We start from the raw sequence: 14512 nt of genomic DNA, 5'->3' as shown, positions 1-14512 counted from the left end.
ATCCTTGGTCATCGTTGGCAAAGCGAAGGTGACAACTTAGTTAAATACGCTAGTAAATGAGATGTAACGGATTTTGTATTGTGCTTGGCAGTTGAGGATGAAGCTTTTTAAATTATCGGTGACAGGAAATACGCAATGGACATTAAGATCCGTTAGCAGTTCGTTTTCTGCCATATCCCAAAAGCTTTGTAGTGAGTTGCAAATTACGGTTTTCATTATATTAGCTCTTAGTTGACGTTATTTATATCTACTTAAAGCATTCCGTGCGGTCTAGCATAGCTAGTTAATGTGATTCCAATCATGCTTATTTGAAAGCGAGCGAATTTTATACAACTATAGGCGTGAAATAAAGCGCATAATTGCAGCATTAGACTAAAGTACTATAACAAAATGGTCCTTTTTTGATTGCTTTGCTGAATTCAGGTCCGAATCGCGAGTATTTTCGAATTTCTTTGATAGTTGTATAGGTTTTTTTTCTGCGAAGGCAAAGACTCGACGCCAACTTCATAAAACCCTTGCTCCCTAAACCAATGCAAGCTGTGAGTGGTTAGTACAAATAACTGATCAATACCCTGTTGTTTACATTGCTGGCGCATGTGGTTGAGTAAAATAAGACCACGGTTACCATCACGGTACTCAGGGTGAATTGCTACACAAGCCATTTCTGCCATGCTGTCTTGTACATAGGGGTACAGCGCCGCGCAGCCAATGATCAGCCCATCTTTTTCGACAATCGTGAATTGGTGAATTTCTTGTTCAAGCTGTTCGCGTGAGCGGCGAACTAAGATGCCTTGTTGTTCCAACGGGCGAATGAGATCCAAAATTCCCCCGATATCATCAATTTTAGCCACCCGGACTCGTTCTGAACTGGCGTAAACAATTTGCGTTCCGATACCATCCAAAGAAAATAGCTCTTGAATTAAAGCGCCATCTTCTTTGTAACTCACCAAGTGGCTACGTGGTACACCTGCACGGCATGCGGTGATTGCAGCGCGTAAAAAGCGTAATGTACCTGATGAACTGTCATCTGTTTGGTCGATATCTTGTTCAAATTTTTTCAAAATTTGTTCAGCTTCAGGTGGTACCAATTCGGCGATAACCTCACCATGTTCATCAAGAACACCTTGTGCAGAGCAAAAGCCAATCAACTTATCTGCGTTGAGCCTAATTGCCACTTGAGTTGCAACTTCCTCAGAGAGTAAGTTGAAAGACTCTCCGGTCACAGAACTAGCGATAGGACCTAATAACACAATAGAGCCTTGCTCTAACATGCGATTAATGCCTTCTATATCAATACGACGAATGCGTCCACTGTGGCAATAATCGACGCCATCATCCACGCCAAGTGGTTGGGCAATAACGAAGTTTCCGCTTACAACATTGAGTTGCGTGCCTGCCATGGGAGTATTGCTCAAGCTCATAGAAAGCTGAGCTGTGATTGCAAGTTGCAATTGCCCTGCTGCTTGCATAACTAGTGGCAAAGATTGCTCATCAGTAACTCGAGTCCCTTTGTGATAAGCATTACTTACGGAGTTGTTTGATAAGATAGAGTTGATTTGTGGTCGCGCACCATGAACCAATACAATTTTAACGCCTAAACTATGTAGTAGGGCTAAATCACTGATTATATTTTTAAAATTGCCATCAGCGACGGCTTCACCACCCAACATGATCACCACGGTTTTTCCGCGGTGAGCGTTGACGTAGGGAGTTGATTGACGAAATCCTTTTACTAACGCCGTACTACGTATTTTCACAGAAAGTCCATTTTAGATGAATTAGTATGTAATTATAGTGCAAATTTATTCTGAAATAGGCAAGGTTTTTTTTGGAATTGATGTCCAATAACCCCAATATTGCATTGAGACCTTGCAACACGCGTGCTATAGAGCATTTTTCCGTGAGGCATAAGTGTTATGAACGCTACAGTAAAAAATAAAACGGAACTGGAAAAAAAACAGGGATTGTTTTCATTCAAAAATAGATGGATGGAGGTTTCGGTTTGGCTCGGTGTGATTGTCGGTACTTATATTATTATTCAATGTGCGGTGCTGTTACATGGGAAGTATCAGCAAATGGCTCATCCAGAATCGCTTATCTATGGCACTTGGATGGAGAAAGATGTCGCTCATTATCAAGCTGATCGATTGTTGGTAAATCAATCAGGTATCATCATTGAAGGTGGGGTAGTGGATACCGATTTTCAATTTGATGGTGACTATCTGGTGTATCAACATGGTAACCAAGAACGTCGATTCAAATTTGAATTTGAAAACTGGAATGAAATGACATTGGAAGTCGATGGGGCTTATCAGCCTGTTTTTGTCAAAACTTCTTTAAATTAACACGCATTCACTCCGATAACATTGACGTTGATGTTAAGAGTTTGTCATGCTCGGAGTATCGTGTTAATGGATTCTAAAATAATGAAAAAATTCCTCCCTTTAGCAGCCGCATCGTTGCTATTTGGTTGTGCTCAGCCAACAGATCGAGCACAGCAATACTTTGACCAAGAGTTTGATTCGACTCTCAATCAAACGGAGCTGGTTGAATCAAACACTACTCGAGACTTTACAGAGTTTGATAAACAAGCCGAAAAAGTGGTAGAAAAATCGCCATCCATGGCGAAAATTTATCAGCCTTTGTATGAAAAGTTGAGTGAATGGGCGCTGGAGAGCGGTGACCCGAGTCAGTTGATGACATTCGGCATTCAAACTGCTCAGTTAGGCGGCGGCGATAAAAAAGGTAACGTGCTTTTTACTGGCTACTTCTCGCCTGTTATGGAGCTGCGCCATGAGGCTAATGAAACCTACAAATACCCAGTCTATGCAAAACCCGTTTGTGACACCAACTGCCCTACTCGTGCTGAAATTTATGCAGGAGCATTAGACGGTCAAGGATTAGAGCTTGGTTACGCGCCTAATATGATAGACCCGTTTTTGATGGAAGTGCAGGGCAGTGGCTTTGTTCATTTTGAAGATGACGATACGCTGGAATACTTTGCTTACGGTGGCAAAAATAACAGAGCCTATGTCAGCATTGGACGAGTCTTAATTGAGCGCGGTGAAGTACCACGCGAAAAGATGTCGATGAAAGCGATCAAAGATTGGGTATTGGCGAACGACGAAGCGACTGTTCGTGAAGTATTAGAACAAAACCCTTCATTTGTGTTTTTTACACCGCGGGCTGATGCACCAGTAACGGGTTCTGCAGGAATCCCACTACTTGCAATGGCATCGGTAGCGGGTGATCGCTCTATCCTACCAATGGGAACGCCAATTTTAGCCGAAGTACCATTACTCAATGCAGATGGTACATGGAGTGGTGCACATCAGCTGCGTTTGCTCATTGTGCTGGATACCGGCGGTGCGGTAAAACAAAACCACTTAGACCTCTATCATGGTATGGGACCACGAGCGGGTACAGAAGCTGGCCACTATAAGCATTTTGGTCGAGTTTGGAAGCTAGGCTTAGAGAACTCACCAACTCAAGCGCCTTGGGCTATGCCACCAGAGAAGGCAAACTAGGCGAGGGGCAGGCAACCCGTATTTAGGGATAATGTTTAGCGAGCCTAGACTTTTAAATCAAGAGTGCGTATAAATCGCACTCTTTGTTTTTGTAACCGATTTACGGGCTCAAATTATGCGTGAATTAGACACTCCAGCTTCAGATAATTACAACCAACGTTTTGGTGGTACTCGCCGTTTATATGGCAACAGCGAAGTGGAAATTCTCCGTGCTGCACACGTGTGTGTGATTGGTATTGGTGGTGTAGGTTCATGGGCTGTAGAAGCATTGGCTCGTACTGGTGTTGGTGAACTAACATTGATTGATATGGACGATGTGTGTGTGACTAACATTAATCGTCAAATTCATGCGATGAGTGGCACCGTAGGGCAAAGCAAAATAGAAGTAATGGCTGAGCGCGTTAAGCTGATTAACCCAGAATGTAAAGTTAACTTAATTGACGATTTTATTACGCCAGAAAACCAGCACGAATACCTATCGAAAGATTTCGATTACGTATTGGACGCTATTGATAGCGTAAGAGCCAAAGCTGCGTTATTGGCGTATTGTCGCAGCAATAAAATTAAAGTGATTACGACTGGTGGCGCTGGTGGCCAAACGGATCCAACACAAATTAAAGTGGCGGATCTAACCAAAACCATTCAAGATCCATTAGCGAAGAAAATTAAAGACACCCTGCGTCGTCATCATAATTTTCCTAAGAACCCACAGCGAAAATTTTCTATCGACTGTGTATTTTCAACGGAGCAACTTAAATACCCACAAGCTGATGGCTCTGTGTGTGGTGTGAAGGCGACGGCTGAAGGTCCTAAGCGGATGGATTGTGCTAGTGGCTTTGGTGCGGCAACGGTTGTTACAGCAACCTTTGGTTTTGTCGCGGTATCACGCATTGTTGAAAAGCTTGTTCAAAAGCACGTGAAGTAGGAGTGGTTATGTCAACGTTTCCTTCAAGCCCATTTGGTACTGAAATTACCGCCGTGCAAATTGTTGAAATTATGCAAACGATGCGTGGCTGGGAAGACCGATATCGCCAAGTTATCCAATGGGGTAAAAAACTGCCAGTGATGCCAGACGAACTGAAATCTGAGCAGGTCATTGTTTCTGGTTGTGAAAGCCAAGTGTGGCTAGTCAGCGAGCAAGTTGATGGTCAGTGGTATTTTTGTGCCGACTCTGACGCCCGCATTGTACGTGGCTTGATTGCATTAGTACTTGCCGCCTACAACGGAAAAAAACAAGATGAAATCCAAGCTTTCGATATCGATAACTATTTCGAACAGTTAGGCTTGATTGCTCATTTAAGCCCCTCACGTGGTAATGGCTTAAAAGCGATCGTGCAACAGATCAAACAAGTTTCTGCTTAATCGCAGTATTTCCCTTTAAATCCCGCCAGTTTGCGGGATTTATCAGCAGTACACAGTTGTTGTTCAAATTTTAATCATTGCAAATTTAATGTCTTAGCAAAAACAGACCCTTGTCACACTTGTTGTCATCGGCTAAAGGCAGTAAAATTCGCGCCCTTATATAAAGTTCCGTTGTTGAGAGGCTTCATGACCGCTGAAAAAATCAACCTGCTCGATTTTGATCGCCAAGGATTGCGTAAATTCTTTGCTGAAGAATTAAATGAAAAAGCATTCCGCGCCGAACAGGTGATGAAGTGGATCTACCATTTTGGTGTTGATGATTTCGACAACATGAATAACATCAATAAAGTATTGCGTGAAAAGCTGAAACAGCGTTGTGAAATTAAAGCGCCAGTTGTTTCAGAAGCAATGCACTCATCAGATGGCACCATCAAATGGGCGATGCGAGTTGGTGATCAAGATGTTGAAACAGTATACATCCCTGAAGATGACCGCGCGACTTTGTGTGTCTCTTCTCAAGTTGGTTGTGCGCTGGAATGTAAATTCTGCTCAACTGGGCAACAAGGCTTCAACCGCAACTTGAAAGTCTCTGAGATTATTGGACAAGTTTGGCGTGCTGCACGCGAGGTCGGTCTGCACAAAGAGACGGGGCGTCGTCCTATTACTAACGTAGTAATGATGGGCATGGGTGAGCCGCTGCTTAACATGAAAAATCTACTGCCAGCATTAGATATCATGCTGGACGATTTAGGTTTTGGTTTATCTAAGCGCCGCGTTACAGTATCAACTTCTGGTGTGGTCTCTGGTTTAGATCAGATGACAGGAAATGTAGATGTTGCTTTGGCTATTTCATTACACGCGCCAAACGATAAGTTACGCAGCGAAATCATGCCAATTAACGACCGATGGGATATTCAAGATTTTCTTGCTTCTGTTCGCCGTTACATAGCGGCATCAAACGCAAACCGCGGTAAAGTAACGGTAGAGTACGTGTTGCTTGATCATGTCAATGATGACATGGACCATGCACGTGAGTTGGCCGAACTGATGAAAGATACGCCATGTAAGATAAACCTGATCCCGTTTAACCCTTATCCAGGCTCACCTTACAGCAAGCCAAGCAATTCACGCATTGATCGCTTTCAAAAGACGCTTATGCAGTATGATCTCACTGTCACTGTACGAAAAACTCGTGGTGATGATATTGATGCTGCATGTGGTCAATTGGTAGGTGATGTAATTGATCGAACTAAACGTACCGCATTGGCAAAAGCCGCGAAAGGCGAAGAAATCGACATTAAAGCGCTATAAAAATGAATTTAGTCATTAAGCCAGAGCAATGCTCTGGCTTTTTTGTTGCAAATTATTTTTATAAAAATCAATATTTATCGCAGTTTGTTGGTTTTATCTTACTAAAAAATGTCAGTTTTTAGAAAAACCTTGAGCTTGCTGTAATTTATCTAACCTGATTGTGTTGTTTCATGTTTTATATCTATTAGAATTAACAGTTATACCCTTAGCGTAATATCTGATAATTTCACAAACGATAGGGAATAGGTGTAACCTGTTTGTTGGGAACGTAACCCCAATCTTGCTAGCAAGATGCCTCTAAATTGACAAACAAGTTAACAAATTTACATACATTGGGTTTTTACTGGCTACTAACTAAAAATAACTAAGACTGGTTGACCTAAAGTAAAACGAGAGACACAACAATATGAATACAGATCAACCGACACCAGTTATTGAAGAGAACACTGAGACCAAGACCGTTCATCTTGAACCAGGCACGATACTTAAACAAAAGCGTGAACAGCTTGGTTTATCTAAAAAGCAGGTTGCCGATCGTCTGCGCTTACGTGTCGCGATGATTGAACAGATCGAAAATAACGAATTTGAACCAGACCAAGTTGCAACCTTTACTCGTGGCTATTTACGCTCTTACGCAAAGGTCGTCAGTGTCGATGAACGTGAGGTGCTGGCAGCACTAGACGAAAGTATCGGTTCTCAACCGCCACAAGAACAAGAGATGAAAAGCTTCTCACGTAAAACTAATCGTGAGCGGCATGATAGTCGCATCATGGCGATTACTTGGGGTATTGTGATTGTTATTGTTGCTATTTCATCAATTTGGTGGTGGCAAAATCAACAAAAAGATGTGGTGGAATTGACCGGTGAAGACGATGCTGCACTAGTTACCGAAACGGTCAATCAACCGCTAGAAATTGAAAGAACAATTCAGCCTTCTGATTATGCTGTTGAGGAAGTTCAACCAGCGTCAAACAATGAAGCGTTTACACCTGCTGCAGAAGAGAACACGCCTTCGACTAGTAGTGACACTACGTTGCCAAGTTTAGAAGCCGTGCCAGTCAATAGTGCGCAGGCGACATCTCAAGAGTCAGCAGTAACTGATGCCCAAACGCAAGCACCAACTGTGGCTACCAATGTAGATAACAGTAACAGCATGCAATTGAGCTTTAATGATGAGTGTTGGGTTCAAGTTAAAGATGCTACGGGTAAGACAATACTTAATGGCATCAAAGGCGCTGGAGAATCGGTAACGGTTGAAGGTAAGAAGCCTTACAACATCATTTTAGGTGCGCCGGAAAACGTTTCTATTACATTAGCGAGTGAACCTGTCGACCTTTCTGGGTATACTGCAGGCAAAGCAGCCCGATTCACCTTACCTTAAATATTATTATGCATCACGAATCCTCTATTAAACGTCGCTCATCGACTCGTATTTATGTGGGCGATGTGCCTATTGGTGATGGCGCACCGATTGCGGTGCAGTCCATGACAAACACCAAAACAACAGACGTGGAAGCGACTGTTGCACAAATTAAAGCACTGGAAAATGTCGGTGCTGATATTGTACGCGTGTCTGTTCCAACCATGGATGCGGCAGAAGCATTCAAACTGATCAAACAGCAAGTGAATATACCGCTGGTTGCGGATATCCATTTTGATTACCGTATTGCGCTCAAAGTAGCGGAATACGGCGTTGACTGTTTACGCATTAATCCAGGTAACATCGGCAGCGAAGAGCGTATTCGCTCAGTTGTTGATTGTGCTCGTGATTACAATATTCCAATTCGCATCGGCGTAAACGGCGGCTCACTGGAAAAAGAAATCCAAGTGAAATACGGTGAACCAACGCCAGAAGCATTAGTTGAATCGGCGATGCGCCATGTCGATATTCTTGATCGTCTTAACTTTGATCAATTCAAAGTGAGTGTGAAAGCGTCGGATGTTTTCCTCGCTGTAGATTCATATCGTTTATTGGCGAAGAAAATCGATCAGCCACTTCATTTGGGTATCACCGAAGCGGGTGGTGCACGAGCAGGCGCAGTGAAATCATCGGTTGGTCTTGGTATGTTATTGGCTGAAGGTATTGGTGATACGATCCGTATTTCTTTAGCCGCAGACCCAGTAGAAGAGATCAAAGTCGGTTTTGATATTTTAAAATCATTGCGTATTCGTTCTCGTGGTATCAACTTCATTGTTTGTCCTAGCTGCTCTCGTCAAGAGTTTGATGTGATCAGTACGGTTAATGCGCTTGAAGAACGCCTTGAAGATATCATTACTCCAATGGATGTATCGATCATCGGCTGTGTAGTTAATGGACCCGGTGAAGCAGAGGTATCGCACCTTGGTTTGGCGGGCAGCAATAAGAAAAGTGCATTTTACGAAGATGGCAAACGTCAGAAAGAGCGTTTTGATAACGATGATCTCGTTCGCCAACTAGAAGCAAAGATCCGTGCGAAAGCCTCCATCATGGATGAGAGCAACCGCATTGATATTAAAGTGCAGAAATAAATCTCAACGAAGTCATTCAAATTACGGTAATTATTGTGGCAAAAACAATTCAAGCAATTCGAGGCATGAACGACTGTCTCCCAACTCAATCACCACTGTGGCAGAAGCTAGAAAATACAGTGAAGAACGTAGTTAGCGCATACGGTTACAATGAAGTGCGCATGCCAATCGTTGAGATGACGCATCTATTCAGTCGCGCAATTGGTGAAGTGACTGATGTCGTTGAAAAAGAGATGTACACTTTCGACGATCGCAATGGTGACAGTTTAAGCTTGCGTCCAGAAGGCACCGCAGGTTGTGTGCGTTCAGGTATTGAAAATGGTTTGTTATACAACCAAGAACAACGTTTATGGTACATGGGACCAATGTTCCGTCATGAACGTCCACAAAAAGGGCGTTACCGTCAATTCCACCAATGTGGTGTTGAAGTGTTTGGTCTTAATGGTCCTGATGTTGATGCAGAGCTGATCATGATGACTGCACGTCTTTGGCGTGAACTTGGTATCGACAAACACGTACGTCTGGAACTAAATTCGATCGGTTCACTAGAGGCGCGCGCTAATTACCGCAAAGCACTAATTGCGTTCCTAGAGCAACATATGGATGTTCTAGATGACGATTGTAAGCGTCGTATGCACACTAACCCACTACGTGTACTGGATACGAAAAATCCAGACATTCAGGCTATTTTAGGTGATGCACCACGACTTTCAGAATATTTAGATGAAGAGTCAACGCAACATTTTGCAGGTCTGTGTGAACTTCTTGACGCAGCAGGCATCGAATACACAGTCAATGAGCGTTTAGTTCGTGGTCTTGACTACTACAACCGCACCGTATTTGAGTGGATCACGGAAAGCCTAGGTTCACAAGGTACCGTTTGTGGTGGTGGTCGTTACGATGGTCTTGTTGAGCAACTTGGCGGAAAAGCGACACCAGCAGTCGGTTTTGCTATGGGTCTTGAACGCCTTGTTTTGATGCTTGAAACATTAGGACTGACCGAAGTGCGCCGCAGTGTTGATGCTTACATAGTCACGGCGGGTGAAGGTACTATGATGGCGGGCATGAAGTTGGCTGAACAGTTGCGTGAACATGTTCCGGGTCTACGAGTAATGAACCACTTTGGCGGCGGCAACTTCAAGAAACAATTCAAACGTGCTGACAAAGTAGGTGCTGTTGTTGCGCTAGTGCTAGGTGAAAACGAAGTTGCGGACAACACCGTAGTACTGAAAGATCTGGTAGGCGGAACGCAAGAGACTTACAGCCAAGCCGACGTTATGGCAAAATTGGCTGAGTTTATCTAATTAAATTTAGGTTTTAAAAAGTGGTGATGTGAATCGCCACTTTTATGATGTTAAGAGGACAGGAAGTGGAACTCTACGATACTGAAGAACAACAAGTTGAAGCGATTAAAGACTGGTGGAAAGAGAACGGCAAAGCCGTTATTTTCGGCGCAGTGATTGGTTTAGGCGGTCTATTTGGCTGGCGTTACTACCAAGATTCAACTATTGCCGCTCAAGAAGCTGCTTCTGAAAGCTACACCAAGGCAGTCGAAAGCTTGGCCGCTACAGGTGCGCAAGCTGAGCTGCAAACTCAAAGCTTTATTGACGCGAATGGTGACACTGAGTATGCCGTGTTAGCAGCACTTCAATTGGCGAAGGTTCAAGTTGAAGCGAATCAATTAGACGCTGCTATTGAACAACTTCAATGGGCAACGACAGCATCAAAAGATCAAGCTTTACTAGCTGTGATTCACTATCGACTCGCTCGCCTACAAGCAGAGCAAGGCAATTTTGACGGTTCGTTAGCTCAACTAGACAATATTACCGATGAAGGTTGGCAAGGTCGTGTTGATGAGCTGAAAGGCGACATCTTACTGCGCAAAGGCGATGCAGAAGCAGCATACGCAGCTTACACCGAAGCACAACAATCCGGTGACGCGAGCGAAGCATTGCAAATGAAATTGGATGATCTAGCCAAGTAAGGGCACGTTGCATGAAGAAATTGCTGAACAAGGCATTGACGACAGTCGCTGTTATTAGCGTGTTGGCTGGCTGTGCGAGTGAAGAAGACACCATTGTCATGGCTCCTGTGCCACAAGTTGATAGTGAGTTTACTGCTTCATCAGTATGGAGTCGTTCTGTTGGTAGTGGTGTCGAGCAGTACTTTTCAAAACTTTCGCCTCAATATGCGTATGGCAAAGTATTTGTTGCCAGCCGAAATGGTGAAGTGAAAGCGCTTGATCCTGAAAATGGCGACGAGCTTTGGGCGATTGATTTAGAACAAGACGTATCGGCACGTTTATCTGGTGGTATTGCTGCAGCATACGATAAGCTGTTTATTGGTAGCGAGAATGGCGAAATTATTGCGCTGAACCAAGAAACGGGTGAGCTATTATGGCGTACGCCAGTTCAAGGGGAAGTTCTTTCTACGCCTGCTACTGATGAAAATCTAGTGATGGCACACACCAGTGAAGGCGTACTTGTTGCTCTCAGTCAACAAAGCGGTGAGCAGAAGTGGGCAATCAGTACCGAAGTACCCACTTTGACATTACGTGGCACCAGTGCACCAGTAGCAGTTTCTGGCGGTGTTTTTTGGGGCACGGCAAACGGTCGTTTAGCGGCTGCGGTTGTTCAACGTGGTCAGTTAATTTGGCAACAGCCAATCGGGACACCAAAAGGTGCAACTGAGATTGACCGTATCGTTGATGTAGACGCATCACCAATGTTGATGGGCAGCACATTATATGTGGTTGGATACAATGGTCAGTTAACCGCAATTGATTTACGTTCAGGCCAACCCGCTTGGAAACGTACGTATTCTTCTGCAACTGATCTCGCCAATGACGGTAGTCGTATTTTCTTAGTCACGGAGAAAGATCACTTAGTTGCTGTTGATGCACGAAGTGGTACCGAGCTATGGAGTAACAAGCAGCTTGAACATCGATTAGTCACTGCGCCAAAAGTGATTGGTGACTACCTAGTTGTTGGTGATAGTGAAGGTTATCTATACTGGGTTGACCGCAGTTCTGGCGAGTTTGTTGCAATGCAAGAAGAAGGCAGCGGTGGTTTTGCCGTTGCTCCGATTCAATTGAATGATGGTTTTGTTGTTACAACTCGAAATGGCAATGTAAAGAAACTAACGCTCAGTCAATAATTTCGTGATACAATTCACATTCGGCTCCTTGCTGGTGACAGCTAGGAGTCGTTTTGTTTATGTAAAACAAGAATTTAACTTAAATAGTGTTGCTATAGGTAACCATTTGGCAAGAGGCAAACTTGTCAGTCGTTACCTATAACTACATAAGAATAGAATATTGTAGAGGTTGTTATGGTACCTGTTGTTGCTCTAGTAGGGCGTCCGAACGTAGGCAAGTCTACGTTGTTTAACCGCTTAACTCGCACACGTGATGCGCTTGTGGCGGACTTCCCTGGCTTAACTCGTGACCGTAAATATGGCCAAGCGAAGCTTGGTGAACATGAATTTATCGTAATCGATACCGGCGGTATTGACGGCTCGGAAGATGGTGTAGAAACCAAAATGGTACAGCAGTCGCTAGCCGCGATTGATGAAGCCGATGTGGTTCTATTCATGGTAGATGGCCGCGCAGGTTTAACGCCTTCAGATGAAGCCATTGCTCAACACTTACGCAAGCTTGAAAAGCCAGCGATGCTGGTTGTTAATAAGATTGATGGTGTAGATCCGGATGCTGCTAGTGCTGAGTTTTGGCAACTTGGTATGGAAGATATGTATCAAATTGCGGCTGCACACGGTCGTGGTGTCGCCACTCTTATTGATCTAGCGCTGAATCCATTTGCCGAGAAATTGATTGAAGAAACACAAGGTGAAATCTCAGATTTGACTGGATTCGAAGATCAAGATGAAGACGAAAAGCTAGATTACACTGAAGAAGAAGCGGAAGAGCTTTATAAGCGTCTTCAAGACCAGCCAATCAAAATGGCGATCATTGGTCGTCCTAACGTTGGTAAATCAACGCTGACAAACCGTATTCTTGGTGAAGAGCGTGTCGTTGTATACGATGCACCGGGTACAACGCGTGACTCTATTTATATTCCAATGGAGCGTGATGGTCGTGAATACGTTCTGATTGATACTGCTGGTGTACGTCGTCGTACACGTATTAACGAAACCGTTGAAAAATTCTCTGTTGTTAAAACATTGAAAGCAATTGAAGATGCTAACGTTGTTCTACTGGTTATCGATGCGCGCGAAAACATCTCAGATCAAGATCTAAGTCTATTAGGCTTTGCCCTAAATGCTGGTCGTTCAATCGTACTTGCAGTAAACAAGTGGGATGGTCTGGATAACGAAGTGAAAGAACAAGTGAAGAAAGAGCTAGACCGTCGTCTAGGTTTCGTTGACTTTGCTCGTATTCATTTTATCTCTGCACTTCACGGCACTGGTGTTGGCCACTTGTTTGAATCTGTACAAGAAGCTTACAAGTCAGCGACAACACGTGTAGGTACGTCAGTACTAACTCGTATTATGAAGATGGCTACCGATGATCACCAACCGCCAATGGTACGCGGTCGTCGTGTGAAACTGAAATACGCGCACGCTGGTGGTTATAATCCACCGATCATTGTTATTCACGGTAACCAAGTAAAAGAATTACCTGATTCATACAAACGTTTCTTAATGAATTACTACCGTAAAGCATTAGAAATTATGGGAACACCAATTCGGATTCAATTCCAAAACAGTGAAAACCCGTTTGAATGTAAACCGACCAAGATGACTCTTTCTCAAGAGCGTGGTCGAAAACGTATGATGAGCATGGTTAAAAACCGCAAAAAATAACCCTTAGTTTTGAAAAAGCGCCTACAATTTAGGCGCTTTTTTTATACCTATTAGAATCGAAATCCTGATGAATATAACTCAAACGATTACTCAATTTTGTCACCATACGTGGCAGCTAGACGCAAACATTCAATTGGTTCAGCAAGCTGAAGATATGATTTATCTTGTAGTGGATAAAACACCATTCCATCCAGTTAGCCATATTTGGCCAGATCATCCGGCAGATAGGGGAAGTGTAATTGCAAATGGCACAGAGTATTCAGTCATAAACTGTTTAGTTGGTGCGGTCGAGTTGGCAAGCCATACCCTTTATGTCGATCAGGCGATCCCTGTTAAACGTGATCAACCAGGTTGGGTGTTTGTGGTAGTGCACTGTGTGGACATCGAACCACAGCAGCTAGTGGTAGGTGAAAATGTCATCTTGTCAGTAGATAAAACTTATCAGCAAGCATTAAGCCGTGGTCACAGTGCCGGGCATTTGGCCTTTCTGGCTCTAAACAAAGTACTGACGCAGCAAGGCTACTGGCGAAAAGACGCCGACCGTAAAGATGCTCTCGGTCACTATGATTTTAATAGTTATGCTCAAGAAACGAGCTATGTGACAGAAGATAAGTGCATCGACAGCTATCGACTGGGGAAAACGTTGCGAAAGCGAGGGCTAAATAGTGCTGAGATGCTCGAAAACCTTGCTGTAGTAGAAAGTGCAGTAAATCAGCAGCTTATTTCTTGGTTAGCGTTAGGAACGAACGTTTTGATGAGGTGCCAAGGAGAGCATTTAACCGATTCACGTTATTGGCAATCTGATTTAGGCGAGAGCGTAATCGTAGAGATTCCTTGTGGTGGTACCCATATTAGTTCGCTAGATGAGCTACAAAGTATCATGGTTACTTTACGAGAAAGTGAATTGAATTACATTGAAATGCAGACCGATGTAATTGCAGCAAGGTTCCAATGCGATTCTTTTATTAAAAACTAAAAACATG

At 43.6% G+C, this 14512-nt stretch carries 14 protein-coding genes; 12 read left to right on the top strand and 2 right to left on the bottom strand.

Annotation, left to right across the window (positions count from 1 at the left end; genetic code table 11):
* Positions 1–36: 36 nt before the first annotated feature.
* Both L4C38_RS05225 and argA read right to left on the bottom strand, forming a co-directional pair.
* The gene (locus L4C38_RS05225; RefSeq protein ID WP_428796486.1) at positions 37–216 is read right to left on the bottom strand and encodes a hypothetical protein; all 180 of its coding nucleotides are present in this window, start codon (positions 214–216) and stop codon (positions 37–39) included.
* A gap of 203 nt (positions 217–419) precedes the next feature.
* Positions 420–1757, bottom strand: a complete 1338-nt coding sequence (gene argA, locus L4C38_RS05220) for an amino-acid N-acetyltransferase (protein ID WP_428796485.1) — start codon at positions 1755–1757, stop codon at positions 420–422.
* Positions 1758–1916: 159 nt separating this feature from the next.
* On the opposite strand from argA, the gene L4C38_RS05215 reads away from it, so the two are divergent.
* The 12 genes from L4C38_RS05215 to L4C38_RS05160 all read left to right on the top strand — a co-directional run bounded on the left by L4C38_RS05215 (position 1917) and on the right by L4C38_RS05160 (position 14505).
* A complete protein-coding gene (locus tag L4C38_RS05215; RefSeq protein ID WP_428796484.1) occupies positions 1917–2345 on the top strand; it encodes a DUF2850 domain-containing protein in 429 nt (142 codons plus the stop codon).
* 78 nt (positions 2346–2423) lie between these two features.
* Positions 2424–3527: a murein transglycosylase A gene (mltA, locus tag L4C38_RS05210; RefSeq protein WP_428796779.1), complete on the top strand. Its 1104-nt coding sequence runs from the start codon at positions 2424–2426 to the stop codon at positions 3525–3527.
* 115 nt (positions 3528–3642) lie between these two features.
* Entirely contained in the window at positions 3643–4452 is an 810-nt protein-coding gene (tcdA, locus tag L4C38_RS05205; protein ID WP_428796483.1) for a tRNA cyclic N6-threonylcarbamoyladenosine(37) synthase TcdA, read from the top strand.
* 8 nt (positions 4453–4460) lie between these two features.
* On the top strand, positions 4461–4889 hold the full coding sequence (gene csdE / locus L4C38_RS05200) for a cysteine desulfurase sulfur acceptor subunit CsdE (protein ID WP_428796482.1): 429 nt from the start codon (positions 4461–4463) through the stop codon (positions 4887–4889).
* A 186-nt stretch (positions 4890–5075) separates the two neighbouring features.
* Positions 5076–6200 (top strand): dual-specificity RNA methyltransferase RlmN, encoded by a 1125-nt coding sequence (gene rlmN, locus L4C38_RS05195; protein WP_428796481.1) that lies wholly within the window; start codon positions 5076–5078, stop codon positions 6198–6200.
* Positions 6201–6606: 406 nt separating this feature from the next.
* Positions 6607–7581 (top strand): cytoskeleton protein RodZ, encoded by a 975-nt coding sequence (gene rodZ, locus L4C38_RS05190; RefSeq protein ID WP_428796480.1) that lies wholly within the window; start codon positions 6607–6609, stop codon positions 7579–7581.
* A gap of 8 nt (positions 7582–7589) precedes the next feature.
* The gene (ispG, locus tag L4C38_RS05185) at positions 7590–8708 is read left to right on the top strand and encodes a flavodoxin-dependent (E)-4-hydroxy-3-methylbut-2-enyl-diphosphate synthase (RefSeq protein ID WP_428796479.1); all 1119 of its coding nucleotides are present in this window, start codon (positions 7590–7592) and stop codon (positions 8706–8708) included.
* Between the two features lie 35 nt (positions 8709–8743).
* The gene (hisS, locus tag L4C38_RS05180) at positions 8744–10012 is read left to right on the top strand and encodes a histidine--tRNA ligase (RefSeq protein ID WP_428796478.1); all 1269 of its coding nucleotides are present in this window, start codon (positions 8744–8746) and stop codon (positions 10010–10012) included.
* Between the two features lie 65 nt (positions 10013–10077).
* On the top strand, positions 10078–10692 hold the full coding sequence (locus tag L4C38_RS05175; RefSeq protein ID WP_428796477.1) for a YfgM family protein: 615 nt from the start codon (positions 10078–10080) through the stop codon (positions 10690–10692).
* Positions 10693–10703: 11 nt separating this feature from the next.
* Positions 10704–11864 (top strand): outer membrane protein assembly factor BamB, encoded by a 1161-nt coding sequence (bamB, locus tag L4C38_RS05170; RefSeq protein ID WP_428796476.1) that lies wholly within the window; start codon positions 10704–10706, stop codon positions 11862–11864.
* Between the two features lie 174 nt (positions 11865–12038).
* Positions 12039–13529: a ribosome biogenesis GTPase Der gene (gene der / locus L4C38_RS05165; RefSeq protein ID WP_428796475.1), complete on the top strand. Its 1491-nt coding sequence runs from the start codon at positions 12039–12041 to the stop codon at positions 13527–13529.
* Positions 13530–13596: 67 nt separating this feature from the next.
* Positions 13597–14505, top strand: a complete 909-nt coding sequence (locus L4C38_RS05160) for an alanyl-tRNA editing protein (RefSeq protein WP_428796474.1) — start codon at positions 13597–13599, stop codon at positions 14503–14505.
* Positions 14506–14512: the final 7 nt, after the last annotated feature.

The sequence above is a fragment of the Vibrio kasasachensis genome, from assembly GCF_050337565.1.
Classification (GTDB): domain Bacteria; phylum Pseudomonadota; class Gammaproteobacteria; order Enterobacterales; family Vibrionaceae; genus Vibrio; species Vibrio kasasachensis.
Note: the sequence above shows the minus strand (reverse complement) of the source record. Positions and strands in the feature narration are given on the sequence as shown.